Source organism: Pontixanthobacter luteolus (assembly GCF_009828095.1).
GTDB classification, from domain to species: domain Bacteria; phylum Pseudomonadota; class Alphaproteobacteria; order Sphingomonadales; family Sphingomonadaceae; genus Pontixanthobacter; species Pontixanthobacter luteolus.
The window spans coordinates 340,109-364,493 of sequence record NZ_WTYP01000002.1; the positions used below are offsets into that span (position 1 = coordinate 340,109).

At 60.1% G+C, this 24,385-nt stretch carries 23 protein-coding genes; 10 read left to right on the plus strand and 13 right to left on the minus strand.

Annotated features, from left to right (window positions below):
• Positions 1 to 27: 27 nt before the first annotated feature.
• From GRI43_RS10125 to GRI43_RS10135, 3 genes are all read left to right on the plus strand, one after another.
• Positions 28 to 798 carry a hypothetical protein gene (locus GRI43_RS10125; RefSeq protein ID WP_160731001.1) on the plus strand — a complete coding sequence of 257 codons (771 nt, stop codon included), beginning with the start codon at positions 28 to 30 and terminating at the stop codon, positions 796 to 798.
• 122 nt (positions 799 to 920) lie between these two features.
• Positions 921 to 1,643 carry an acetoacetyl-CoA reductase gene (gene phbB, locus GRI43_RS10130; protein ID WP_160731002.1) on the plus strand — a complete coding sequence of 241 codons (723 nt, stop codon included), beginning with the start codon at positions 921 to 923 and terminating at the stop codon, positions 1,641 to 1,643.
• A 26-nt stretch (positions 1,644 to 1,669) separates the two neighbouring features.
• Positions 1,670 to 1,903: a ribbon-helix-helix domain-containing protein gene (locus tag GRI43_RS10135; RefSeq protein ID WP_160731003.1), complete on the plus strand. Its 234-nt coding sequence runs from the start codon at positions 1,670 to 1,672 to the stop codon at positions 1,901 to 1,903.
• Here GRI43_RS10135 and murA read toward each other — a convergent pair.
• The gene (gene murA / locus GRI43_RS10140) at positions 1,900 to 3,183 is read right to left on the minus strand and encodes a UDP-N-acetylglucosamine 1-carboxyvinyltransferase (protein WP_160731004.1); all 1,284 of its coding nucleotides are present in this window, start codon (positions 3,181 to 3,183) and stop codon (positions 1,900 to 1,902) included. The genes GRI43_RS10135 and murA overlap by 4 nt on opposite strands.
• Before the next feature lie 115 nt (positions 3,184 to 3,298).
• Here murA and galU point away from each other — a divergent pair, with 115 nt between their 5' ends.
• Entirely contained in the window at positions 3,299 to 4,186 is an 888-nt protein-coding gene (gene galU, locus GRI43_RS10145; protein WP_160731005.1) for a UTP--glucose-1-phosphate uridylyltransferase GalU, read from the plus strand.
• On the opposite strand, the gene GRI43_RS10150 is transcribed toward galU, so the two are convergent.
• The 10 genes from GRI43_RS10150 to GRI43_RS10195 form a co-directional block, all read right to left on the minus strand.
• Positions 4,187 to 4,849: a DUF4259 domain-containing protein gene (locus tag GRI43_RS10150; protein WP_160731006.1), complete on the minus strand. Its 663-nt coding sequence runs from the start codon at positions 4,847 to 4,849 to the stop codon at positions 4,187 to 4,189. It abuts the gene before it with no gap.
• Positions 4,850 to 4,918: 69 nt separating this feature from the next.
• Positions 4,919 to 6,673, minus strand: a complete 1,755-nt coding sequence (locus GRI43_RS10155) for a flotillin family protein (RefSeq protein ID WP_160731007.1) — start codon at positions 6,671 to 6,673, stop codon at positions 4,919 to 4,921.
• A gap of 26 nt (positions 6,674 to 6,699) precedes the next feature.
• A complete protein-coding gene (locus GRI43_RS10160) occupies positions 6,700 to 7,344 on the minus strand; it encodes an OB-fold-containig protein (protein WP_160731008.1) in 645 nt (214 codons plus the stop codon).
• Between the two features lie 145 nt (positions 7,345 to 7,489).
• A complete protein-coding gene (locus GRI43_RS10165) occupies positions 7,490 to 8,227 on the minus strand; it encodes an SDR family NAD(P)-dependent oxidoreductase (RefSeq protein WP_160731009.1) in 738 nt (245 codons plus the stop codon).
• 238 nt (positions 8,228 to 8,465) lie between these two features.
• Positions 8,466 to 9,764 carry a cytochrome P450 gene (locus tag GRI43_RS10170; RefSeq protein WP_160731010.1) on the minus strand — a complete coding sequence of 433 codons (1,299 nt, stop codon included), beginning with the start codon at positions 9,762 to 9,764 and terminating at the stop codon, positions 8,466 to 8,468.
• Between the two features lies 1 nt (position 9,765).
• Positions 9,766 to 11,292 (minus strand): acyl-CoA synthetase, encoded by a 1,527-nt coding sequence (locus GRI43_RS10175; protein WP_160731011.1) that lies wholly within the window; start codon positions 11,290 to 11,292, stop codon positions 9,766 to 9,768.
• A gap of 157 nt (positions 11,293 to 11,449) precedes the next feature.
• Complete coding sequence (locus tag GRI43_RS10180; RefSeq protein ID WP_160731012.1) at positions 11,450 to 12,136, minus strand: M23 family metallopeptidase; 687 nt, start codon at positions 12,134 to 12,136, stop codon at positions 11,450 to 11,452.
• Positions 12,137 to 12,285: 149 nt separating this feature from the next.
• Positions 12,286 to 13,098 (minus strand): ferritin-like domain-containing protein, encoded by an 813-nt coding sequence (locus GRI43_RS10185; protein ID WP_160731013.1) that lies wholly within the window; start codon positions 13,096 to 13,098, stop codon positions 12,286 to 12,288.
• A gap of 18 nt (positions 13,099 to 13,116) precedes the next feature.
• Entirely contained in the window at positions 13,117 to 13,581 is a 465-nt protein-coding gene (locus GRI43_RS10190) for a peroxiredoxin (protein ID WP_160731014.1), read from the minus strand.
• Positions 13,581 to 16,289 carry a bifunctional [glutamine synthetase] adenylyltransferase/[glutamine synthetase]-adenylyl-L-tyrosine phosphorylase gene (locus GRI43_RS10195; protein WP_160731015.1) on the minus strand — a complete coding sequence of 903 codons (2,709 nt, stop codon included), beginning with the start codon at positions 16,287 to 16,289 and terminating at the stop codon, positions 13,581 to 13,583. The genes GRI43_RS10190 and GRI43_RS10195 overlap by 1 nt, the downstream gene beginning before the upstream one ends.
• A gap of 88 nt (positions 16,290 to 16,377) precedes the next feature.
• Between GRI43_RS10195 and GRI43_RS10200 the strand changes: the two genes are divergently transcribed.
• The 3 genes from GRI43_RS10200 to GRI43_RS14030 are packed head-to-tail and all read left to right on the plus strand — an operon-like array spanning position 16,378 to position 19,220.
• On the plus strand, positions 16,378 to 18,048 hold the full coding sequence (locus GRI43_RS10200; protein WP_160731016.1) for a M28 family metallopeptidase: 1,671 nt from the start codon (positions 16,378 to 16,380) through the stop codon (positions 18,046 to 18,048).
• Between the two features lie 31 nt (positions 18,049 to 18,079).
• The gene (locus tag GRI43_RS10205) at positions 18,080 to 19,063 is read left to right on the plus strand and encodes an agmatine deiminase family protein (RefSeq protein ID WP_160731017.1); all 984 of its coding nucleotides are present in this window, start codon (positions 18,080 to 18,082) and stop codon (positions 19,061 to 19,063) included.
• Positions 19,064 to 19,097: 34 nt separating this feature from the next.
• Complete coding sequence (locus tag GRI43_RS14030) at positions 19,098 to 19,220, plus strand: hypothetical protein (RefSeq protein ID WP_268893596.1); 123 nt, start codon at positions 19,098 to 19,100, stop codon at positions 19,218 to 19,220.
• 22 nt (positions 19,221 to 19,242) lie between these two features.
• Here GRI43_RS14030 and thrS read toward each other — a convergent pair whose 3' ends face one another.
• A complete protein-coding gene (gene thrS / locus GRI43_RS10210) occupies positions 19,243 to 21,240 on the minus strand; it encodes a threonine--tRNA ligase (protein ID WP_160731018.1) in 1,998 nt (665 codons plus the stop codon).
• Positions 21,241 to 21,515: 275 nt separating this feature from the next.
• Positions 21,516 to 23,168: an alkaline phosphatase D family protein gene (locus tag GRI43_RS10215; protein ID WP_160731019.1), complete on the minus strand. Its 1,653-nt coding sequence runs from the start codon at positions 23,166 to 23,168 to the stop codon at positions 21,516 to 21,518.
• 150 nt (positions 23,169 to 23,318) lie between these two features.
• Between GRI43_RS10215 and GRI43_RS10220 the strand changes: the two genes are divergently transcribed.
• Genes GRI43_RS10220 through GRI43_RS10230 form a run of 3 tightly spaced genes read left to right on the plus strand, consistent with a single transcriptional unit; the run spans position 23,319 to position 24,306 of the window.
• Positions 23,319 to 23,498 (plus strand): hypothetical protein, encoded by a 180-nt coding sequence (locus tag GRI43_RS10220; RefSeq protein WP_160731020.1) that lies wholly within the window; start codon positions 23,319 to 23,321, stop codon positions 23,496 to 23,498.
• Positions 23,495 to 24,118 carry a hypothetical protein gene (locus GRI43_RS10225; protein WP_338090036.1) on the plus strand — a complete coding sequence of 208 codons (624 nt, stop codon included), beginning with the start codon at positions 23,495 to 23,497 and terminating at the stop codon, positions 24,116 to 24,118. The genes GRI43_RS10220 and GRI43_RS10225 overlap by 4 nt, the downstream gene beginning before the upstream one ends.
• On the plus strand, positions 24,115 to 24,306 hold the full coding sequence (locus tag GRI43_RS10230; protein WP_160731021.1) for a helix-turn-helix transcriptional regulator: 192 nt from the start codon (positions 24,115 to 24,117) through the stop codon (positions 24,304 to 24,306). Before GRI43_RS10225 ends, GRI43_RS10230 begins: the two co-directional genes overlap by 4 nt.
• Positions 24,307 to 24,385: the final 79 nt, after the last annotated feature.

Consider the following 24,385-nt stretch of genomic DNA (forward strand, 5'->3'; position numbering starts at 1 on the left):
AGAGGTAGAGGTAACCGAGCAGGTATCATGGCGAAGCCGGATAACAGCACTGGATTTGGCAAAGTGGCTCTGGCGCTCGTCGTCACGGCCGGCATTGCCTTGGCTGTTCCGTCCGCCGGTTTCGCGCTCGGCGGCACTGACGACGCGGCCTCTTTCTCGGCAAACGATTTCGCCACATTCACCCCGGCCACGGTCGATCCTGCGCTGGCACAGCGTGTGGCGGCAAGCGTTCGGGCCAAAGGTCTCGATTTCAGTTTCACACCGGCCAGCAACACTGCAGCCCGTGACAAGACTATTACCGTCGCCGTTCGCGTTGACGATGAAACCGCCCGTGCAATTTCGGTCCGCTCCGCCATTTCGGGCGCGCAGACGCAGCAGGCCAGTTCGCGCAGCGTGACAATCGCGCCGACCCGTTACAATCTGGGTGTTGCACGCGGTTATCAAAGCTTCGCCAAAACCGAACAGGGCATTGCCACCGGTATTACGGCTTCTGGCTTCCGCAACGTGAAGATGCCCGATCTGGCGGCGTTCAAACCGTCCGAAGGCACGGCTGACAAGCCGAGCCGGTTCCAGCCGCGGATCGCGTTGGAGCAGGAAGGCAAGCTTGGACGCGCGCCTCGCACACTCGAAGGGCTTGGTGAACAATCGCTCGACCTTGGCGGTGCTTACCGTGTTGCCAAGAACCTGGACGTGACCGCAGGTGTTCGTCTGTCACAGGAACGTGACCGCCTCGATCCGCTGACCGATAATGTTCAGGACAGCCAGGCTGTGTATGTCGGGACCCAGTTCCGCTTCTGATCGCGCAGCTCTGAACCAGAAATTGGTATGCAAGACCCCGCTTCGGCGGGGTTTTTCTTTGCCTACTCTCGCTGCCGTAGCGTAAAGATAGCGCTGCGGAGAGTTTGTAAGGGGTGAAATGCATGGCACGCGTAGCAATTGTAACTGGCGGGACCCGCGGCATCGGCCGCGCGATATGCGAAGAACTGAAGCAGGGCGGCATGACGGTTGTCGCCAATTACGGCGGCAATGATGAAGCTGCCAGGAACTTCACTGCGGAAACCGGGATCGTGACTTACAAATGGGATGTCGGCGACCACCAGGCGTGCCTCGAAGGGTGCGCCAAGGTCGAACAAGAGGTTGGTCCGGTCGATGTTGTCGTCAACAATGCCGGGATCACGCGCGATGGCACGCTGCACCGGATGAGCTTCGACGACTGGAACGAGGTTATGCGGATCAACCTTGGCGGGTGCTTCAACATGGCAAAGGCATGCTTCCCCGGGATGCGCGAACGCGGCTGGGGCCGGATCGTCAATATCGGTTCGATCAACGGGCAGGCCGGGCAATACGGCCAGGTGAATTACGCCGCTGCGAAATCAGGCATCCATGGCTTCACCAAGGCGCTGGCCCAGGAAGGCGCAAAATTCGGCGTAACGGTCAATGCGATTGCGCCGGGTTACATCGATACCGACATGGTCGCCGCCGTACCCGAGCCGGTACTAGAGAAAATCGTCGCAAAGATCCCCGTGGGTCGGCTCGGCCATGCAGAAGAAATCGCCCGCGGTGTCGCATTTCTGTGCGCGGAAGACGCCGGATTTGTCACCGGTTCGACGATGAGCATCAATGGCGGGCAGCATATGTATTGACCGTGCGGAAGTGCTAGGGCCGACAAATGAGTGACGCGCCCTACCATCCGCCGGTGAAACGATCGATCCAGATCGAACGGCACAAGACCTCGATCAGCCTCGAGCCGCTGTTCTGGGATATGCTGAAAGACGCCGCCGCACGCGAAGGCGCGGCGATCAATGCGCTGGTCGCACGGATCGATGCGGAACGGATCAGGTCAGAGACACCGCCTGGGCTCGCCAGCGCAATTCGCGTCTGGCTGGTGACGAATTCCCCTTAATCGTCGCCGACGCGCTCGATATCGGCACCGACCAGCTGCAGCTTCTCCTCCAGCCGCTCATACCCGCGATCAAGATGATAGAGGCGGCGCACCTGCGTTTCACCTTCTGCCGCAAGACCGGCAATCACCAGACTCATCGAAGCGCGAAGATCGGTTGCCATCACTTCGGCCCCGGTCAGCTTTTCAACGCCGCGAACAACAGCGGTGCGGCCATTGGTTTCAATGTTGGCACCCATGCGGTTCAATTCCGGCACGTGCATGAACCGGTTTTCGAAAATTGTTTCGGTCAGCACGCTGGTGCCTTCTGCCTTGCACAGCAGCGCCATCAATTGTGCCTGCATGTCGGTTGCCAGACCCGGGAACGGTGCGGTGGTCAGATCCACCGCCTTTAGCGGTGCGTTCGCTGCGACTGTCACGCCGTGCTTGTCGCTTTCCACCTCGACGCCGATATTCCGCAGTGCCTGCAGGCTGGAAATCATGTCGTTCGCCTCTGCGCCTTCCAGCCGGACTTCGCCGCCGGTGATCGCAGCCGCGCAGGCATAGGAGCCGGCCTCGATCCGGTCGGGCATTACCTTGTAAGTCGCGCCGTTAAGCCGTTTGACGCCGTTGATCGTAAGGTTGGAGGATCCGATCCCCTCAATCTCGGCACCCATGGCGACCAGCAGATTGCACAGGTCAACAATCTCCGGCTCGCGTGCAGCGTTGGTCAGCCGCGAGGTTCCGGTGCACAGAACCGCCGCCATCAAGGCATTTTCGGTAGCGCCGACAGATACAACGGGAAAATCATAATCCCCGCCGGGCAGCCCGCCATCGGGTGCGTGCGCGCGAACGTAGCCCTGCGCCAGTTCAATTTCCGCACCCAGTGCTTCCATCGCTTTCAAGTGCAGGTCGATCGGACGGTTGCCGATGGCACACCCGCCAGGAAGCGAAACCGTTGCCTCGCCTGCCCGTGCCAGCATCGGGCCGAGCACGAGGATCGAAGCGCGCATCTTGCGGACCAGATCATACGGCGCGACGGTCGAGGTAAGGCGCGACGCTTCGAAAGTAACCACGCGGCCAAATTCCTCAGGCCGTTTCCCGCGAATACCGATCGAGGTGCCGAACTGGCCCATGAGATGCTGGAATCCATCGATATCGGCCAGCCGCGGAAGATTGCGCAGAGTGACCGGTTCCTCTGTCAGCAGAGCGCAGGGAATCAGCGTCAACGCAGCATTCTTCGCGCCAGAAATCGGAATCGTGCCGGAAAGGCGGTTTCCGCCTCGAATAATAATCTTGTCCATCGCAGCGGTTTAGCCGGAATGACCGGGAGAGCAAGCGTCAGGTCAACGCTAAATCAGGCCGATTTCATCATGGCGCGGTTGACCGCCCAAGCGAGGCCAAGATAGGTCTGCGGATATGAACCAGCACAAACCGATCAAGAAAGCCGTTTTCCCCGTCGCAGGACTTGGCACACGGTTTTTGCCCGCGACCAAAGCCATCCCGAAGGAATTGCTCCCCATCGTGGACCGGCCGCTGATCCAGTATGCGGTGGATGAAGCGCGCGAAGCCGGTATCGAGCAGATCATTTTCGTAACCGGCAGGGGCAAGACCGCGATCGTCGAACATTTCGACGTCGCGTTCGAGCTGGAAACCACGATGGAAGAACGCGGCAAGGACATGTCCGTGCTTGAGGCGACGCGCGCGACTCCGGGCGATATCATCACCGTGCGCCAGCAGGTTCCGCTGGGCCTTGGCCATGCGATCTGGTGCGCCCGCGCGATTGTCGGCGATGAACCCTTTGCGATCCTTTTGCCCGACGAGCTGATGGTCGCGAAAAAGGGCGGCGGAACAGGCTGCATGAAGCAGATGGTCGAGGCGTATAATCAGGTTGGCGGCAATTTGATCAGCGTGCTGGAGGTTCCGCAAGATGAAGTGTCGAGCTACGGCGTCATCGACCCGGGTGCGGAAAACGGCGCGCTGACCGAAGTGAAGGGGCTGGTCGAAAAGCCGGCGGTCGCCGAAGCTCCGTCGAACAAGATCGTGTCAGGCCGCTACATCCTTCAGCCCGAAGTCATGCGCACACTCGAAAATCAGGGCAAAGGGGCCGGCGGCGAGATCCAGCTGACCGATGCGATGGCGAAAATGATCGGCACGCAGCCCTTCAATGCCGTGACCTTCGAAGGCCGCCGTTTCGACTGCGGCAGCAAGGTCGGCTTCGTAGAAGCAACCTTGGCGCTCGCATTGGAACGGGATGATATGGGCGAGGAAATTCGCGCGATGGCCAAGCGGCTACTTGGCTGCTGATCAGTCGTCTGGGGCGTCTTCCGCCCTTAGTTTCTTCATCACGAAATCAAGCAATTCATCGTCGAAGTCCCAGGTCTGGAACATGTGTTTCGGATGAAGCGCCGCGTTGAGGCATTGCAGATGTACCCAGCCACCCTGTTTCGATGACGAGATGTCGTCTTCGTGGATGGTGATGTCGAGCATATGAAATGCGCCATCGCCCATCGGCTTGTCGCAGAAAATGCATGGTGAAGGGTTGGGTGCGGGGCCTTTCTTCAGTTTGGGCGTTTTCTTGGCGCCGCCAACCGGTTTGTTCAGCCTCTCCATCAGTTCGGTAACCGCGCGGTTCCAATCGCCTGACCCCTCTTCCGCCCAAAGTTCCACCAGTTCGCCCCGGCTCATCACGGCTGACAGATTTTCTCGCGCCTTGTTGTACAGCGCAATCGGGCATTTGCCGAAAGTGCTGATTTTGCCGGCCAAATCATCTGGCAAATCCTGTGAAGGATGGCCACGCATTGCGGCGATGCATTCAGCGGCCACGATCACGCTGCAACCTTCGTCGAGCTCGATAAATTCCGATCCCGCTGCCACAAATGCGCGCTCCACATCGGCGACGCTCTCGATCTCGAAAACGAAATCGAGCGCGCTGTCATTTTCAAACGAACCTGAACCCCAAGCACCCATAGAAAGACCCCTCCTGCCGCAGCCCAAGGCCAGGCAGAAGGGGTCATAGCACTGAAATTATTACCGATGCTAACTGGCGGGGCCGGATTTGTCCTTCTTGCCCGCGCTGTCAGGGTTCGGCTTGGCTTCGTTCACCTGGTCCGCCACGTCGGAGAGGATTTCCGTCAATGACGCAGGCTTGCCTGCCTCGCCTTCTGCCGGACCCTTCACAAGGCCGTTGAGCGAAGACCCATCGAGTCCCAACTCTTTCATCAGCCCATCCAGAACGGGTGCCTGGGCACGGTAGGACAGCGCAGCAGACACGGCATCGGATGCAAGATTGCCCGATCCGCCACCTGTTCCGGAACCCGCCGCGGCACTCTTTCCGCCGCCATTCTGGGTAAGGCCGTCGACCTGCACGATCTTGATCGAGTCGATGGCTTCCATCGGCTTGGCGCTTTCGCGGATAACCTCCGGCAAGACTTTGAGCAGGGCGAGCTTGGTCTGAAGGCTGATCTGATCCATCGAAAGGATGTTGGCAGCTTCGTTGATTGCCTGCTGACCGGCGGCCTCCACTTCGAAGCGCACGCGTGCGGCTTCTGCGCGAAGCTTCTCGGCCTCGGCCTCACCTTGGGCTTCCAGCCTCAGCGCTTCGGCACGGTTCGACGCAGCATCCCTTTCGGCTTCCGCCTCGACCTTGACACCGATCGCCTCACGTTCCGCCTGCTTGGCGGCTTCGATCAGTTCGATCTTCTTCTGGCGTTCCGCGATTTCGCTTTCGCGGGCGGTTGAAACCTGTTCTTCCGCTGCAACAGCCTTGGCCCGCGCCTCGTCTGCTTCGGCCTTGGCCTGGCTTTCCTCGCGCGATTTGTTCTGGACGGCAATCTGCTGTTCCTGACGCGCGATTTCGAGCGCTCGCACCTGATCAATTCGCGCTTCTTCCACCATCCGGTCGGCTTCGATCTGCTGTGCATCGACCTGTTTCTTGGCCTCGATCCTCGCAGCGTCGGCCTCGCGGGTGCGTTCGGCCTGCTCGCGGGCAATTTCCGATGCCTGAGCGGCGCGGCGCACCTCGACTTCGCGTTCCTGCGCAAGACGTGCGTATTCCTTGTCGCGGCCAATCTCGTACGATTTGGTGTCCGCTTCGAGGTTCTTCGATTCCATTTGGACGCGCGTGTCCTGCTCGATGTCGTTGCGCAGTTTCTTGCGCGCCTCGATCTGTTCGGTCAGCTTCGTCAGGCCCTCTGCGTCGAAGGCGTTGTTGGCGTTGAAATGTTCGATCGATGTCTGGTCCAGCCCGGTTAGCGAAACCGATTCCAGTTCGAGCCCGTTCATGGCGAGATCGCTCGATGAAACCTGCTGCACCTTCTGGACGAAGTCGGCGCGTTGTTCGTGCAGTTCGTTCATGGTCATCCCGGCGGCGACAGAACGCAGCGCGTCGACAAACTTGCCTTCCACGAGATCCTTCAGCATTTCCGGCTGCATGGTGCGCTGACCCAGCGTCTGCGCGGCCATCGCAATAGCATCCGCATCCGGTTTTACGCGGACATAGAATTCTGCCTTCACATCGATCCGCAAGCGGTCGAGCGTGATCAGCGCCTCTCCATCACGGCGCACAACGCTGAGCACCAGCGTGTTCATGTTTACCGGCATGGTTTCGTGGAAGATCGGGAACACCAGCGCACCGCCATTCATGACCACGCGCTCTCCGCCGAAACCTGTCCTTACAAAGGCGGTTTCTTTCGATGCCCGGCGGTAAAGCTTGGTCAGAAAAATGACGATGGTGAGGAAGGCGATGATCGCCGCCACCACCCCAATGACCCCGATATCTAACAAGTTTTCCATATATTCTCCCTGTTGTTGAATGTGTTTCAGGTGACCGGCGACAGATTTCGCTCAGCCTGCGCCACCCCGTAAAATGTCTGTCCGTCGCGGCGGACGATCAGCAATTCGTCGCCCTCGTGCATCTCGCTGCTGCCTTCATGCGGCTCCACCATCACGTAGTGGACATGCCCGTGCCGATCACGCACGCTTGCGCGCGCCGGATATCCTGCAGCCGATCGGCCATTGGTAATTTTCGCCCGGCGCCCCACGAGGCTGTCGAGACTAACCGCAGTCGTTTCATCCTGCGGGATGATCCGCGCCAAAGGACGAACGATCAGCGAAGTTGCCGGCACACTCGCTCCGAATGAAAACAGCGCGGCAAGCCAGCTGTAGAGCGGCGAACCGGTAAGATCGGCAGCAAAGGCCTGGATACTCAATCCGATCAGCGCGAACAGCAGCAGGAATACGATCAGCCATACTAGCAAAGGCACGCGCCCCAGCCCCAGCAACGTTGTAATCGCACCGCCGATGCCCGCGCTGCCGCTGACCGCACTCGCATCGGGACCCGCATCGAGATCAAGATCGACGTCGGCATCGAAACTGCCGATGCCGACAACCTGCAAAACGCCCAGCAGGGCCATGATTCCCAGCGCAATTGCGAAAGGCATATTGTAGTCGGAAAACAGGCTCACGAATTGCCGCCCAAGAACTCGTTTCCAAGTTCAGGCCCTCTCTTCTTATAGTTCTTTATCATGCCTCATTATCTACCATGAATGGCGATGAAATGACAGGATAATCGGGCGAACCGAGTACGGTTTCCGGACCGACTTCAAGGCTTTACGTAAGCGTCAGCCCACCGTCGACAATGATGGTTTGCCCCAGAATGTAGGAGGACAATGGGGAGGCGAGGAACAGTACAGCGCCGGCAAGTTCGGATGGCTCACCGGTGCGCCGCAGGGGAATAGACCGAACGACCTGCTCGGTGCGCTTTTCATCATCGAAGGTCACTGCGGTCATCTTCGTTCTGACGTATCCGGGGGCGATCCCGTTTACCCTTATGCCATCACGCGCCCAGGCCGAGGCGAGCGTGCGCACCAGCGCCACCGCTCCCGCCTTTGACGCGCCATAGGCCGGGTTGCCGACGGTTGCGTGGAACGCGGCGGTGGAGCTGACGACGATCAGCGAACCTTCCGCCTCCCGCAGCGCGTCATGAAATTTGCGCGCACAATCCATCACCGAGTTCAGATTGACATCGAGCACCTGATGCCATGCCTCACGCTCGAACTCGGCGCGGTTGTAGCGCACGGCACCCTGACAGAGAACGAGCACATCCAGCCGGTCCATATCGGGCGCTGCATCCACGGCAGCCGGATCGGACACGTCGACGGATGTGTAGTGCAGGCCGGTAAGGTCGCAGCCTTCGTCCTTCGCGTAATCGTCCGCGCTTGGCCGCGTGCCCCAGACATGCACCTCTGCCCCGCGCGCCCGGAAGGACTGCGCCATGCCATTGCCGATGCCGCTGGACCCGCCGACAATCAGCACGCTCTTACCGGTGAAATCGAGTGGATTTGTCATGTCGCCGCCTTGAGAATTCTCAACACATATTCGCGGTTACCGTTTCGGTCAGCGCATTCGAGCATACGCTCGACAGTCTCACTTATAGGCCGGCCAGCATTCAAAGCGCTTGGCACATTATGAAAAACGTCCGCGAGTCCCTGAGCAACTTTCAGGTCCTGCGCTGCCCGGATCTCTACCAAAGCCCAGCCCAAAGCTTTGGACAGACTACGAGCATCAAGCTTCGGTGAAGTCTCGCTCATACAGTTGTAATCCTGAGCGGCAGGGTCTTCAGCCCTCCAACAAAGGTCGATTTGGAGCGGGCAGGTTCGCCTGCCAGCTCCACAGCTTCGACACGGTCCAGCAAGGTCTCGAACAATATCCGCATTTCCAGCCGCGCCAGATGCAGGCCGAGGCATTGATGCGCGCCCGCTCCGAAAGCGAGATGGCGGTTGGGGCTGCGGGCTGCGTCAAAGCGTCGCGGATCATCGAATTGTGCCGGGTCGTGATTGGCCGCGACATAGTTGATCATCAGCCAGTCACCCTTGGCGATTTTCTGGCCACCAATCTCCACATCTTCAGCGGCTGTACGCATGAAATGCTGCACCGGGCTGGTCCAGCGGATTGCTTCTTCGACGATACCCGCCAACAAGGAGCGGTCCGCCTTGACCCTGGCGAATTGTTCGGGATCGCGCGCCAATGCCAGCATAGCCCCTGCGGTCGAAGCCGAGGTTGTGTCATGCCCCGCCGCTGCGACGATGATGTAATAGCCCATCATGTCCCGGTCATTCAGCGGCTCGCCGTCAACCGCGGCATTGGCGATGGTGCTGGCAACGTCTCCGGTCGGATTGGCGCGCTTTTCCGCGGTCAGCTTGGCGAAATAGGATTCGAAATCCTTGACCGCCCCGGCAACCAGCTGGGTGATCTGTTCGGCCGTCATGTCTTTCATGCCGGAATGGTTCAGGTCTTCATCCTGACCGCCGAACAATTGCTGGGTCAGCATCAGCATCCGCGGTTCATCTTCTTCCGGCACGCCGAGAATCTGCATCACGACGTGCAGCGGATACGGGGCCGAAACCAGAGGCACGAAATCGGTTTCGGGCCCTGCGTCGATCAGGCGCTGAACGGTATCTTGCGCGATTGCCCGGATTTCATCTTCGATCCCGCGCAGGTTCTTTGGCATGAACCATTCCTGCGTCAGCTTGCGGTATTTCATATGGATCGGAGCATCGAACGTAACGAGGCTCGCGACCATATGGGGGCTGCCGCCGGTCATCGCTTTCGCAAATTCGATGCCCTCGGTGAGAGAGAATACCACCGTTCGCGGGTTGTTGAGGAAGGTGGCATTGTCTTTCGATATTTGCATCACCTCGTCATAGCCGGTGACCAGCCAGAACGGATCGAAGATGCCTTCGTCGTCGGGCAGCACCTTCGTAACGGGTGAAGTGCTGCGGATGTCATCGAAGGTATTGAGCAGATTGTCCCAGTCGGCATAGGAGGCAGGGTCGATCACGGCGCGCGCCATGTCGCCCTGAATTGTCGGAACGTCGTTTGCCATCCTATGCCTCCCTTGCAGCTGCTGCCTTGTATTCTTCCTTCAGCTTGCGTTTGTAGAGTTTGCCGTTCGCCTCGCGCGGCAATTCGGCGCGGAAATCGAACTGGCGGGGCATCTTGATGCGGGCCAGCTCTGCCGAAAGATGCTCGATCAGCTCCGCTTCCAGCGCTTCATTCGCGAGATCCATCGACACCGGCTGCACCACTGCGACGACGCGCTCTCCCATTTCTGGGCACGGCGCACCGATCACCGCAGCGTCCATCACCTTGTCATGCGTAACCAGCAGATTTTCCACCTCTTGCGGATAGATATTCACCCCGCCGGAGATGATCATATTGGATCGCCTGTCAGTCAGATACAGGAATCCTTCTTCGTCCAGTTTCCCGATATCGCCCAGCGTGGTCCAACCCTTGTGGTGGGTCGCCTCTTTCGTTTTGCCCTGGTCCTTGTGGTACTGGAACGGATACGGGCTTTCGAAGAAGATCGCGCCTTCCTCGCCCACGGGCAGTTCTTCGCCGTCATCGCCGCAGATATGGATCGTGCCGAGGATCGCTCGGCCTACCGAACCACGGTGGCTCGTCCAGTCCGCGCTGCCGATCATGGTCATGCCATTGCCTTCGCTGCCGGCATAATATTCGAAGATGATCGGCCCCCACCAATCGATCATCGCTTCCTTGATATCGGCAGGGCAAGGCGCTGCAGCATGAATTGCGTGCTGGTGGGTCGACAGGTCGTAACGCGTCCTGATTTCTTCCGGCAGTTTGAGCATGCGTACGAAATGCGTCGGCACCCATTGGCTGTCTGTAACGCGGTATTTCTCGATCGCTTCCAGTGCGGCTTCCGGATCGAATTTTTCCATCACCACAACCGTACCGCCGAGACGGTGGATCGTGGTCGACCAGCCGATCGGCGCTGCGTGGTAAAGCGGCGCTGGCGAAAGATACACGCTGCTGCCGTCATCCTTGATCTGGAAACCCATGGTAGCGAGGCCCATCAGCGGCGTCGGTGCCTGGACAGAGGGGTCTTCCGGCGCGGCGGGAAGAATTCCCTTGGGGCGCCCAGTGGTGCCTGAGCTGTACAGCATAACGCGCCCGGCAGACTGATCGCCGATTGGCGTGGCAGGCATTCTTGCCAGCACATCTTCGGCGCCTCCGCCGAAAACAAGTGTCGGCAATTTCGCGTCATGTTCCGGCAGATCGGCAACGATCCCATCGAACTTGCGCGACGTGATCAGCAGGCGTGCATCGCTGTCGTTCAGGATATAAGCGATTTCAGCTGCGGTCAGGTGCGTAGAAATCGGCACCAGAACCAGTCCTGACCGCTGCGATGCCCAGTAAATCTCGTAATAACGCGCGCTGTTTTCCATCAGCAGGCCGAAGGCATCGCCCGCCTGCAATCCTTGCTCACGAAGCCAGTGAGCTATCCGGTTCGCCGCTTCATCCAGCTGTTTGTAAGTGACGGTCTCTCCGCTGCCAGCCATGATAACGGCTGCGTGATCCGGTCTGGTCTGCGCGTGTTGTATTGGGTGCATATCGGTCCTCTTCCGAAACCCATACTATTCAAGCGCTGGCACCCGGCAAGCAAAAAGGGACCGCAAATGACAAAGGGCAGCGGATCGCTCCGCTGCCCTCTTTCCAAGACACCCTCTCCGATGTCTAACCCCGCTCTCCCGGGAATTTGATGTAGCGTTATTCTCCGCCGCGTCCGCCTTCGCCCATTGCGAGTGCGTAGGCCTGCTGCGCTTCCGTTTCGACCATATAGGGAATCGGGTTCACAGCCTGGCCTGCGATGCGGACTTCATAGTGAAGGTGCGGACCGGTCGAGCGTCCGGTCGAACCGACATAACCAATGATGTCACCTTTGCTGACACGCTCGCCATCGGCGACTGCGATCCGCGACATGTGAGCGAAACGGGTCTGCAATTTCGCGCCGTGTTCAATTGAAACAAACAGGCCGTAACTGCTGAAACGTTCGGCCTTGCTGACGATGCCGTCAGCTGTTGCGTAGATCGGAGTGCCAGTGGGGGCAGCGAGATCGACGCCCTTGTGTGCTCGGCGCCCGCCAATCACCGGATGCGTGCGCATGCCGTAATTGCTGGTCAGGTTCGCTTTCGCGAGCGGCATCCGCGATGGGATGGAAACGGTTGCTGCCGGTGCCGGTGCTGTCGCGGTATCGCCATCAAGCGATTCCCAACTGGCAAAGAGTTTCTTGAATTGCTGATCACCGCCGCCAAGCGTGGTTGACTGGGCATCGCGAACCGGAGCGGAAATGTCCGCGCTGGCTGCGCTGCTGTTTGCGTGAGCCGGGCTCGCTGCAATGCCGGCAACGGCAAGAGCGAGGGCAGCAAAACTGCGCTTGAATGAAAATGCGACCACTTATCGTCCTTTTTATGGGGTGCCGAAACACCCGAGGATCCCGTTTTTTGAGCTGGCTGACCCCCTAAAGACCTGCTGCTCGAAATTTTTTGAAACGGCTTTGGAACTTTCCTCCGCTTCGTTGATTGTTGGGGTAAGCCGAGAGTTCTTTACGAAGCAAGGCCGCTGTAGAAGTCTCGCGACAAACCGGCTGCAAGACGCGCCGAGTCGTTAAATGGCGCCTTCAAACCTCCTCTGAAATGTTCGCGAACCAAGGATTTCCAACGTTTTTCGGGCGATTCCCCGTTTTCGCGACAAATTGCGATAAAGTGCTTTGTCCCGATCGCTACATGCCGGATTTCGTCGTCAAGGATTCGCGAGAGAATTTTTGCTCCGCCCGAATCGCCCTGTGACCTGACCCGCTCAAGCGTCGACGGAGTGACGTCGAGCCCGCGAGCCTCCAGCACCATGGGCACAATCGCCAGTCGTGCGCTGACGTCATGCGCAGTGCGCTCTGCCGTCTCCCACAGCCCTGCATGCGCGGGTAGCGCGCCGTAGCGGCTTCTCAGAGATCTGAGCTTTCGGTCGAGAAGTGCAAAATGCATCGCCTCGTCGGCAGCGACTGCCAGGAAATCGGCGACAAACTCCTCCCCCATCGCCCCGCCAAAGCGCCCTGCCATGTCCAGCGCCAGATCGATTGCGACGAATTCGATATGCGCCAGTGCATGCCACAGTGCGATGCGCCCTTTTTCCGATCCGCCCTTGCCCCGGCGCGGCATGTGGCGCGGGTCCATCAGTTCGGGCTTTTCGGGCCATGCAGGGCAGCGCGGCATTGCTGCTGCCCCATCTGCCAAATCAAATTCCAGCCTGCCGTGACGCCATTGGCGCGCAGTGTCGCGTGCCGCCATTGCCTTGGCTCGCGGGTCGGCAGTTAATAGCGCGGCACGAATCGACGCGGCGAGTGAATTGCGGGAGGCTGGCATTAAACGGTGACGCAGGCTTCAGATGGATTTGGCCGCCGCAAGCACCTCTTCGGCATGCCCCTTTACCTTCACCTTGTTCCAGGCTTGCGCGATCTTACCGGTTTCATCCACCAGCAGAGTCGTGCGGACCATGCCCATGAACGTGCGGCCATACATCTTCTTTTCGGTCCAGACGCCAAGCTCGTCGGAGAGGCCGCCCTCTTCGGCATCGGTGGCCAGCGCCACAGTCAGGTCATGCTTGGCAATGAAGTTCTGGTGCTTCTTCGGCGAATCCTTGCTGACGCCGAGAATCGCGGTGCCAGCTTTTTCGAATTCGGCCTTCAGCTCGGAAAAATCCTTCGCCTCGGTCGTACACCCTGGCGTGTTGTCCTTGGGATAGAAGAAGATGACCAGTTTCTGGCCCTTGAAATCGGAAGGTTTGACGGTGCCGCCATCCGGGGTTTCCATCACGGTATCGGGAATCGTGGTTCCTGCTTCTGGCATCAGTTCAGCTCCAGCCTGTGTTCAAAAATATTGTGCCAGCAATCCGCAACCTGCCTGCGGGCCGAATCGAATTGCTCCATCAGGTCAGCGTAATTCCGGCACTGGCACGCTTTGGCAAGCGCAGTGGCCGCAGCGCCAGCCGGTTCGGCCAGATCGGGCGCCAGCAAACGTCCGGCGATCAACAGACGTGTCAGGTGATCATGCGCGCCCATCATGTCAGACGGAAGCATATCCATCCGCGCAAGCTCGCTGATCGCGGCGCGCAAATCCGGAACCAATGCCGCGCCGTCACGCAGCTGGAGGAAGTGCACCAGGAATTCCAGATCGACGAGACCGCCGCGCACCAATTTCGCGTCCAGCACCCCTTTGGCCGGTTTGTGCTGCGCCATTTCAGCGCGCATTTTCAGGACATCACTGCGCAGCACATCTGCGTCCCGTGGTGCAGAAAGCACGTCTGCGATTGCACCGGCGAGGACACTGCGGGCCTGATCCGATCCAACGATCGGACGGGCGCGGGTGAGCGCCATGTGTTCCCACGTCCATGCGTCTTGCGCCTGATACCGCACGAAACTGTCGAGGCTAACGGCAAGCGGGCCTTGCGCTCCCTGGGGGCGGAGCCTCGTGTCGATTTCATAAAGTGCACCGTGAGCGGTCGGAACGCTGAGCGCCGCGCTCACCCGCTGGGCGAGCCGGTTATAATACAGCGTTGCGCCCAGCGGACGAGCGCCGTCCGATTCCTGTTCGTGAGAGCCTGTAAAAACGTAGACCATGTCGAGATCGGAGGCATGCGTTAACGCGCCGCCGCCCAGACGCCCGAGGCCCAGCACCACCAGTTCGCTGCCGCTTACCGTGCCGTGGGTCTTTTCGAATTCCTGCACGGCTGCGGTGACCGCGACATTTAGCCCCGCCTCTGCCAGCCGCGACAGGCCCGCAGCGATATCGAGCGGGTCATGCGCCCCTTCCATCAACTGCGTGCCCAGCGCAAAACGCTTTTCGCCGGTGACAATGCGGATGCGGTCGAGTGCGCGTTCGTAATCGGCACCCGCTTCGATGGGCGCCATTTGCTGGATCAATTCGACCACATCGCCGGGAAGATCAAACGCGCTGCGATCGATCAGACTGTCGAGCAAATCGGGCCGGCGCCCCAGCTCATCGGCCAGCGGACCTGCCAGCGTCAGGATGCGGACCAATTGTTCGAACAGACCCGGACGCGCTTCGAGCAGACGGAACAGATTGATCGCGCTCGGCGCCTTGGTCAGGAAATTCTCCCACCTCAGCAGCGCATGGTCCGGATCGGGTGCCTCTGACAGTGCCTCAAGCAGGGCAGGCAGGATCGCATCGAAGGCAGAGATGGCCGCAGGACTGCGCAGCGCACGGATGTGCCCCTCGCTCCACGATCTGATCCGAGTTGCAAGAGCAGCCGGGTCGGCGAAACCGAGCTGTTCCAGATTGTCCACCAAGGTATCACCATCCGGTGTTCCATCCGATCCGATGTCCTCGACATCGATCAGCCTGTCGTAGCGCGCGGCGACCCGGACGGTCAGCGCCGCGAGGTCATCGACCAAAGCGGACGCATCCTGATAGCCGCCTAGCCGCGCGACATTGTCCAACGCCTCGCCCTCCGGCAGCGAATGTGTCTGCCGGTCATGCACCATTTGCAGGCGGTGTTCGATCACCCGCAGCCTGTCATACGATTCGCCCAGCATCGCCGCATCATCTGCACTGATGATCTCCGCCGCAGCCAGCGCGTCGAGCGCGGGGCGGGTGCCGCGCAGGCGCAGCGACGGATTGCGTCCGCCATGGATCAGTTGGTGCGTCTGGGCGAAAAATTCGATCTCCCGAATCCCGCCGCGCCCCTGTTTGACATTGAAACCGGGGCCGGGCTGCGACGCTCCTTTATGCGCCGTGCGAATCCGTGCCGTTAGCCGGCCGATTTCCTCGATCGCGCCAAAATCCAGACTGCGCCGCCAGACGAAGGGACGGATCGATTCGAGAAACTGTTCGCCAGCCGCGATGTCCCCTGCGGCTGAGCGGGCGCGAATAAAGGCGGCCCGTTCCCACGTCAGGGCCGAGGATTCATAGTGCGAAAGTGCAGCGCCAACCGGAATCGCCAGGGGGCTTACTTCCGACGCAGGGCGCAGGCGCAAATCGACGCGAAAAACATATCCTTCCGCCGTATTGCTCGACAGCATCTGGACAATTTCGCGCGCATAGCGCTGCGCCGCCTCGCCAGGTTCGTCGCGCTCGCGGCGGGGCAGGGTGTCAGGATCATACAGCAGGATCGGATCGATGTCGGAACTGTAATTCAGTTCACCCGCGCCATGCTTGCCCAGTGCCAGCGCAATCAATCCCGCAGGTTCCGCATCTGGCACGCGCTTGCGAATGACAGCGCCAATCGCACGGTCGAGCGCGCGGTCGGCAAGGCTGGACAGTTCCGCCATAACGCGGCCGACCGGAAGGGCGCCGGCAAGGTCCCCCAGCGCCAGCACCGCTGACAAGGCCAGCCGTTCGCGCCGCAGGCTGAGGCCGGTGTCTTCTATATCGCTGCCGGCGGCCTTCGCCGCCGCGATGGCATCCTCGTATTGACCCGCAGCCAGCATCGCTTCGATGTCCGGCATCCGGCCCAGAGCATTGCCCAGGAATGGTGAATGCCCGCGCGCACGATCAATCGCGGAAGTCCATCTGGCTTGATCGTTGGCCTCGCTCATCCGCATAGCCCTTGCCCCCTTTCGATTGCTTTGCAATGGAAGCGCATCGAAAAAATCTGAAAGCCCTTCGCAGGGAAGAGGAACCTCAATGATACGCACACTCCTTGCCGCCACGGCTGCCCTTTCGCTTGCTGCTTGCAGCGCCTCCAGCGCAGAGCTCGACATTCCCGAAGTGGAACCGGGCGAGCTGAACGAGCAGACCATGATCGATGTCACTCGCACTTTGTCATCCGACGAATTCGAAGGACGCATGCCGGGCAGCGCGGGCGAGGAGAAAACCGTCGCCCTGCTGATCGAGAAGTTCGCAGCGGCAGGTCTGAAGCCGGGCAATGGCGAAAGCTGGGTGCAGAAGGTTCCGCTGGTGGAAATCACTGGCAAGGATTTCGCCCCGCTGACGATTTCGGGCGGCGATGAAGATATCAGCCTGGAATATTCGAAGGACTGGGTCGGCGTAACCTACCGCGAAGATGCGGCTACTTCGCTGGCAGACAGCGAGCTGGTATTTGTCGGGTACGGCATCAATGCCCCTGAACGCGGCTGGAACGATTACGAAGGCATCGACATGACCGGCAAGACTGCGGTCATCCTCGTCAACGATCCCGATTTCGGGGCGGAAACGCTGGAAGGCGATTTCAACGGCAAGGCAATGACCTATTATGGCCGCTGGACCTACAAATACGAAGAAGCCGCACGGCAGGGTGCCGCTGGCGCGATCATCATTCACGACACGGAACCGGCATCCTATGGCTGGAATGTGGTTGAAAGCAGCTGGTCCGGTCCGCAGGCCTATGCTCAGCGCGGCGAAAACGCACCGCCGCTGACGCAGATGAACGGCTGGGTCCAGATGGATGCGGGCAAGGCGATCCTTGCCGCTGCCGGACAGGATTTCAGCGCGCTGGCATCGGCTGCAAAGGAAAAGGGGTTCAAACCTGTTCCGCTGGGCCTGACTGCCGCGACCAGTTTTTCCAACGACATCCGCAAGTTCGAATCCCAGAACGTGATCGGCATCCTGCCGGGCACGGAACGGCCTGACGAATACATCATGCACACCGCGCACTGGGATCATCTGGGCCGCTGCACACCTGCCAGCGATGGCGATGACATCTGCAATGGTGCAGTCGACAATGCCACCGGCACAGCGGCTTTGGTCGCTCTGGCAGAAGCGCACGCGAAAGCTGGTGCCACCCCGCGCAGCCTGGTCTTTCTGGCCGTGACCGCGGAAGAATCAGGGCTGCTTGGTGCAGATTATTACGCTGCAAACCCGGTCTTCCCGCTTAGCCAGACTGTCGGCGGCATCAACATGGATGCATTCCTGATCGCCGGCCCTTCCAAGGACGTGACCGTTGTTGGCCCGGGCAAGTCGCAGCTCGACGAATTCCTCAACGCCGCGCTTGAGGCGACTGGGCGCACGCCCACGCCAAACCCCAATCCGGAAGCCGGCTATTACTACCGCTCCGACCATTTCGCCTTTGCGAAGCGCGGCGTGCCGATGCTGTATGTCGATGGCGGCGAAGACCTCGCCGAAGGCGGCACCGAAGCAGGCGCAGCCATTGCCATGGATTACCGGGACAACCGCTATCACGGTCCGAAGGACGAGTTTGACGAGAACTGGGACTGGTCGGGCGTGATGCAGGATCTGCAGCTGTTCTACCGCCTTGGCCGAATGATGGGCATGAGCACGAGCTGGCCCAACTGGAACGAGGGCGACGAGTTCAAGGCCACCCGCGACGAAAGCTGCGCCGCAGAGGGTGGCTGCTGAACGAGCAGGACACAATCAGGACAGCCGGTTCATGACCTATCGCATGCCGCCCGAATGGGCACCGCAGGATTGGCTGTGGATCGGCTTTCCCCATGATGGCGACGAATGGCCCGGCTATCTGGCCCGCGCGCAGGAACAGATAGCCGCCTTTGCCAATGCCGTTGCCGAAAGCGGCCAGCAGGTACGCCTGTTGGTGCGCGATGCAGCCAACGAAGCCCGCGCGCGCGAACTGACCAGCGCCGCCGTGACGCTGGAACGACGCACCTATGGCGATATCTGGCTGCGTGACACCGGCCCGCTTGTTTTGACCAATGGGACAGACCGGCAGGCCAAGCGCTTCGGATTCAATGGCTGGGGCGGGAAATACGAAATGCCGGGCGACCAGACGATCGGCACGGAAATCGCGCGCGACGCAGGTTTGCCGGTGGAAACCCATGACTGGATTCTCGAAGGCGGGGCGATCGACGGTGACGGGACTGGTCTGGTCGTAACGACCGAACAATGCCTGCTGAACCCAAACCGCAACCCGCAGCTGTCCCGCGCGGATATCGAGAACAGGTTGAAATCCGATCTCGGCTTTGATCGGGTTTTGTGGCTGGGCGACGGCCTGATCAACGATCATACCGACGGCCATGTCGACAATCTCGCGCGGTTCGTCGCGGCAAACACACTCGTCGTGCCGGTTGCAACCGGATCAAAAGACCCGAATGCGGCAATCTATGCCGATGTGCGGCAACGGGCGCAGGATGCCGGGGTGGCAGTTGCCGACATCCCGTCCCCCGGCCTGATCACGCGGGCAGACCATATCGAACCCGCCAGCTATGCCAATTTCGCGATAACCAGCCATCTGGTGGTCGTGCCCACTTTCGGGTCTGTCCATGACCGGGAGGGGGTAGAGGCAATTGCACAGCTGTTCCCGGATCGCGCGACAATCGGTCTGGCCGGTGATGCGGTGCTGGCAGGCGGCGGTGGGTTCCACTGCGCCAGCCAGCAGATGCCCGCGCCCTCGGGTTAACAAATTGTTAGCTTTGCACGCCGATAATATCGGCATGGCCAAAGCTATCGCCTATATCCGCAAGCCGGAAACGGACATCACCGCGCCGCTGCGCAGCGTGATCGTCACCGGCTGCGCGCTGGCCCTGATTCTGGCCGGAAACGCGCTGCCGTTCTGATCTGGCCTGCTTAAAGTCCGGCCTATTTAAGATCCGGCGCGGTCGCCTGATCTTTCAGCATCGCAATCGCATCTTCCAGCGACAGAAGGTTCTGATCCTTCTCGCCCAAAGTGCGGATGGCAACCGTGCGGTCCTCTTCCTCGCGCTTGCCAACCACCAGGATGTGCGGAACCTTCTTCAGCGAATGTTCGCGAACCTTGTAGTTGATTTTCTCGTTCCGGAGATCGGCAGTCGCACGGATGCCGGCGGCCTCGAGCTGCTGCAGCACTTCACTGGCATAGCCATCGATATCCGACACGATCGGCGCAACCACCGCCTGCGTCGGCGCGAGCCATACGGGCACCTTGCCCGCAAAGTGTTCGATCAGAATGCCGATAAACCGCTCGTATGAACCGAAGATCGCGCGGTGCAGCATGACCGGGCGGTGCTTGCCGCCATCTTCGCCGATATAGGTTGCATCGAGGCGTTCGGGAAGCACACGGTCTGACTGGATCGTGCCCACCTGCCATGTGCGGCCGATTGCGTCGGTCAGGTGCCATTCCAGCTTGGGCGCATAAAACGCGCCTTCGCCGGGCAGTTCTTCCCAACCATATTCCTCGGTTGCCATGCCGGCATCGATCACTGCCTGACGCAGTTCTTCTTCCGCCTTGTCCCAATCGGCATCGCTGCCAAAACGCTGTTCAGGGCGCAGCGCCAGCTTGATTTCGTATTTGAAGCCAAAGTCCTTGTAGACGCTGTCGGCGAGCTCGCAGAATTTGCGCGTTTCTTCCACCACCTGATCTTCGGTGCAGAAGATATGGGCGTCGTCCTGCGTGAACTGGCGCACGCGCATCAGCCCGTGCAGCGCGCCATGCGGTTCATTGCGGTGGCAGCAGCCCATTTCGCCCAGCCGGACCGGCAGGTCGCGGTAGGACGTGATCCCCTGCTTGAACACCAGCACGTGCGCCGGGCAATTCATCGGTTTCAGCGCCATCCAGTCGGCCTTGCCGCTGATCACCGGGCCTTCATCTTCCGTATTCGGCACTTCGTCGGGAATCACGAACATGTTTTCGCGGTATTTGCCCCAGTGACCGGACTGTTCCCACTGGCGAGCGTCCATGACCTGCGGCGTCTTGATTTCGCGGTATCCGCCGCCATCCATCTTGCGCCGCATATAGCCTTCCAGCTCGCGCCAGATCTTGTAGCCCTGCGGATGCCAGAACACGCTGCCATGCGCCTCTTCCTGCAGGTGGAACAAATCCATCTCGCGGCCCAGCTTGCGGTGGTCGCGCTTGGCTGCTTCTTCCAGCCGCATCAGATGCTGGTTCAGCTGTTTCTTGTTCAGCCAGCCCGTGCCGTAAATCCGTGTCAGCTGCGCATTCTTCTGGTCGCCGCGCCAATAGGCACCGGCGACCCGCATCAGCTTGAAAGCCTGCGGATCAAGTTTTCCCGTGCTGGGCAAATGCGGGCCGCGGCACATATCCATCCAGTCTTCGCCCGACCAATAGACCGTCAGTTCCTCGCCCTCGGGCAGTTCGGCGGCCCATTCGGCCTTGAACGTCTCACCGTCGGCGTTCCATTTGTCGATCAGATCCTGCCGGCTCCACGCTTCACGGCGCAGCGGCTTGTCGGCCTTGATGATCTCGCGCATCTTTTCCTCGATCGCGGGGAGGTCGTCCATGCCGAATGGGTCACGGCCCTCAGGTGCCATGACGTCATAATAAAAGCCGTCATCTGTCGCGGGGCCAAAGGTAATCTGCGTGCCCGGCCATAATGCCTGCACCGCCTCTGCCAGAATATGGGCGAAGTCGTGGCGCGCCAGTTCCAGCGCATCTTCCTCGTCCCGCGACGTCACCAGCGCCAGTTCGGCGTCGCCGTCAAACGGGCGGCCCAGATCGCGCAGTTCGCCATCAATGCGTGCCGCCAGAGCAGCCTTTGCAAGACCCGGCCCGATCGCCGCAGCGACGTCAGCAGGGGTCGAGCCTTCGGGCATTTCGCGCACCGATCCATCGGGAAGGCTGATTTTGAACATTTCACTCATCGAATTTATCCGTATCCGTTTGGCGTAACCGTATCCGCGGCCATGGCAGAACTGTGCACGCACCGAAAGTGCCGGTGTTGATCAAATTCGCGATTTCGGGAGGTAACACCGGACCGCCCGAAACCGGGCGGCGGTGACTTGCCTAACGCGCAGCCAACCGCCCCCCGACAATCCGGGTGGTAGTGGTGGTGGTCGTTTCAAGCCGATTGCTCATGCCAGCGAGATAGGCCCGCAAGGCTTTCAAATCAACTAATGGCAATTCAACCGCCCACGAATCAGCCGATGGTCAGAGCGTGGCTTCCCGCCAGTGTCGACAGGCTCGTCGTGGACGCCAGAGCCGTAGACCGCGACCGTACCGTGTTGAGGAAGCGGTATTCCGATGTCGCTCTGTCCGGGGTGAGCGTGACCGACATATAGCCGCGCTGCCCGGTGTCGGCCCATTTAAGCTGCGCGTTCGTACGCACCGCCTGCGCGGCGAAATCGGACGGCTTGATCCACGGCAGATACCCCTCTGCACCCGGGGATGTTACCGAATGACCGGCAAATTCCACGCCCGCCTTCGCCCCCAGATTGGTCAGTTCAGAAGCCCAGCCATTGTGGCTGTCGCCCGCCAGGACGATCAGGTTTGCGTCCGCCTCCTGCGCGGATTTCAGCAGGCGTTCGCGCGCGGCCGGATAGCCATCCCATGCATCCATGTTGAACGGCAGCCCGGCCTGACTGGTGAGGACACCGGCCAGGATACGCTTGCGAATATAATCCGGCACCGCATCGGTCATGCCCTGCGCAATATCGGCCGATGTCTGCAGGCTGGTCATCACGACCTGTTGCAGCAGAACCTGCCAGGTCTTACCGCTGGTGCGAGAGGATTTAAGCCCGTTGGCCAGCCATTCTTCCTGAATATCGCCCATCAGAGTGCGTGAAGGATCGCGCCATTCGCCGGCTTCAAAGCTTTTCAGGGCCGCGAAGATGCGCGAAGGATCGGTGCCGCCGCGCGCCACGATATCGCCAAGGTCGAATGGTTTGCTGCGCGCCTGCAACCGGGTTTCAAGCCGGAATAAGGTCGCCAGGTCACCAATCTCGTACGCCGCCCACGGTTCATCGGATACCGGCATCCAGTCGCGCATCGCCCTGACGGCGGCGCGCTTGCGGTCTTCCCACGAACCCTCTGTCTCGGGCTGGTGATTCTCCGCCCCGTCGCGGTAGCTGTCATTGGCGCTTTCGTGATCGTCGGGCACGTGGATCATCGGGAACAACTGGTGCACCCGCTGCAAATCGGGGTCCGCGCGGTAGGTAGCGTAGCGGGCGCGGTAATCGGCCAGCGCAACGATTTCCGTCGCCGGCATCAATGTCCGGCCCGGCAAAAGCTGCTCTTTCGACGGGTACGTACCGAGGCCGTATTCATAAAGATAATCGCCAGTGTGCAGCACAAGGTCGGTATCGTCAGACTCTGCAAGATGGGCATAGGCATTGAACCAGCCGAAGCCGATATTCGAACAGCCGACTACTGCCAGTCGGAAACTCGCTGTCGGGCCGACCGGCAAGGTCCGGGTCCGCCCGATGCACGATGCTTCCCCATCGGGAGCGATAAAACGAAAATAATACCATTGGCCGGGGGCCAGCCCTTCGACCTTGGCTTTGGCACACCAGTCGCGATCTGCGGATGCGGTCGTTTCTCCGCCGGCAACGATGTTTGCGAAATTCCCGTCGCTTGAAAGTTCATAGCGCAGCGCCGTGTCCTGCGTTGCCCGATAGCGCGTCCATAGTAGGATACGGTCCGGCCCAGGCTCCCCGCTCGCGACGCCGTGGGTGAATCCGCCGCGCGACTGGGCGGCCAAAGGCGCGGCTGCGAGGCCGCCGGCTAGTGCCGCAAAACCAAATAGCGAACGGCGCGAGAGGGACGGCGAAAAGGGGGCTTCAGGATTGCTCATATTCCGGTTTCTACGCCTTTCCAGTGACAGTTCAATGGCGCGCATAGCCAATGCACCAAAGACAAGCACACCACCCTTTTTGTAAAGGATGGTTGACATTACACGACTCGTATGTAAAACACCCTTTACACAATGAAAGGGAACATTGACATGACACAGGTACAAAAAGCTCTCATCCTCGCGTCCGCAATGCTCGGCGTCGCGCTGCTGGCGGTAAACGACATCCTGCCGGGCCAGTTTGCCGAATTTTCGCCGCTAGCACTGCTGGTATTCCTGCCTTGGGTGCTGAACAGCAAAGGTCAGGCCAAGACCGGTGGCGCGTGCAAGTGAACGACCAAATGGCGCAAAGGCCGAAGGGCAGGAGTCCGTTTTTCTGGGGCAGCATGATCATGCTGTCCTACGCTGTCATCGCGGGCCTTTCGATCACCGATGCAATCGACGCACCGCTAAATTTCATCCTGATGATAGCCCCCGCAGGCCTGATGGTCCCTCTGTTCCGCTCGGCCAGCAGGCGGATCGATCAGGGGGGCAGCATAATGTGCGGCAAGGGTCAGGCGCAGCTGCGTTATACCAAACGGGTAATGATCTGCACCGCGCTGTATCTCGCATCGTTCGGGCTGATGGTGTTCTTCATCGATCAGCGTGAACCGAGCGAGGCATTGCGGACCGTTCTGGCCGTTCCCCCGGGGCTGGCTGTGATCGGTATCTTCTGGGCCGTAGGCCGATTGATTATCGAGGAGCAGGATGAATTCGTGCGCATGCTGATTATCCGGCAATCGCTTATCGCATCCGGATTTTCGCTAAGCATTGCGTCGGTCTGGGGCTTTCTCGAAGCGGCCGATGTCGTGCCGCACGCGGATGCTTATTGGTGGCCGGTGGCGTGGTTCATCGGGCTTGCGATCGGTGCGGTTATGAACCGGGTCAAGTTCGGCAGCTGGGGCGCGGTATGAAAAACCGCCTGAAGGTACTGCGGGCTGAACGCAGCTGGAGCCAACAGGATCTGGCCGACAAGCTGAATGTTTCCCGACAGAGCGTAAACGCGATCGAAACGGGTAAATACGATCCTTCACTACCTTTGGCCTTCAAGATTGCCGAGGTTTTTGATATGGCTATCGAAGCGATTTTCGAGCGGGACTGATATGAGAGGGAACAGAATGCGATACGCGATCCTCTTGCTGACATGCTTGCTGGCCGGCTGCTTCGGTGACGATCAGCAG

Bases quoted from the DNA above. Each gene is read 5' to 3' on its own strand.
- GRI43_RS10125 (WP_160731001.1), top strand. From the start codon at position 28: ATGGCGAAGCCGGATAACAGCACTGGATTTGGCAAAGTGGCTCTGGCG.
- phbB (WP_160731002.1), top strand. From the start codon at position 921: ATGGCACGCGTAGCAATTGTAACTGGCGGGACCCGCGGCATCGGCCGC.
- GRI43_RS10135 (WP_160731003.1), top strand. From the start codon at position 1,670: ATGAGTGACGCGCCCTACCATCCGCCGGTGAAACGATCGATCCAGATC.
- murA (WP_160731004.1), bottom strand. From the start codon at position 3,183: ATGGACAAGATTATTATTCGAGGCGGAAACCGCCTTTCCGGCACGATT.
- galU (WP_160731005.1), top strand. From the start codon at position 3,299: ATGAACCAGCACAAACCGATCAAGAAAGCCGTTTTCCCCGTCGCAGGA.
- GRI43_RS10150 (WP_160731006.1), bottom strand. From the start codon at position 4,849: ATGGGTGCTTGGGGTTCAGGTTCGTTTGAAAATGACAGCGCGCTCGAT.
- GRI43_RS10155 (WP_160731007.1), bottom strand. From the start codon at position 6,673: ATGGAAAACTTGTTAGATATCGGGGTCATTGGGGTGGTGGCGGCGATC.
- GRI43_RS10165 (WP_160731009.1), bottom strand. From the start codon at position 8,227: ATGACAAATCCACTCGATTTCACCGGTAAGAGCGTGCTGATTGTCGGC.
- GRI43_RS10170 (WP_160731010.1), bottom strand. From the start codon at position 9,764: ATGGCAAACGACGTTCCGACAATTCAGGGCGACATGGCGCGCGCCGTG.
- GRI43_RS10175 (WP_160731011.1), bottom strand. From the start codon at position 11,292: ATGCACCCAATACAACACGCGCAGACCAGACCGGATCACGCAGCCGTT.
- GRI43_RS10185 (WP_160731013.1), bottom strand. From the start codon at position 13,098: ATGCCAGCCTCCCGCAATTCACTCGCCGCGTCGATTCGTGCCGCGCTA.
- GRI43_RS10190 (WP_160731014.1), bottom strand. From the start codon at position 13,581: ATGCCAGAAGCAGGAACCACGATTCCCGATACCGTGATGGAAACCCCG.
- GRI43_RS10195 (WP_160731015.1), bottom strand. From the start codon at position 16,289: ATGAGCGAGGCCAACGATCAAGCCAGATGGACTTCCGCGATTGATCGT.
- GRI43_RS10200 (WP_160731016.1), top strand. From the start codon at position 16,378: ATGATACGCACACTCCTTGCCGCCACGGCTGCCCTTTCGCTTGCTGCT.
- GRI43_RS10205 (WP_160731017.1), top strand. From the start codon at position 18,080: ATGACCTATCGCATGCCGCCCGAATGGGCACCGCAGGATTGGCTGTGG.
- GRI43_RS14030 (WP_268893596.1), top strand. From the start codon at position 19,098: ATGGCCAAAGCTATCGCCTATATCCGCAAGCCGGAAACGGACATCACC.
- thrS (WP_160731018.1), bottom strand. From the start codon at position 21,240: ATGAGTGAAATGTTCAAAATCAGCCTTCCCGATGGATCGGTGCGCGAA.
- GRI43_RS10215 (WP_160731019.1), bottom strand. From the start codon at position 23,168: ATGAGCAATCCTGAAGCCCCCTTTTCGCCGTCCCTCTCGCGCCGTTCG.
- GRI43_RS10220 (WP_160731020.1), top strand. From the start codon at position 23,319: ATGACACAGGTACAAAAAGCTCTCATCCTCGCGTCCGCAATGCTCGGC.
- GRI43_RS10230 (WP_160731021.1), top strand. From the start codon at position 24,115: ATGAAAAACCGCCTGAAGGTACTGCGGGCTGAACGCAGCTGGAGCCAA.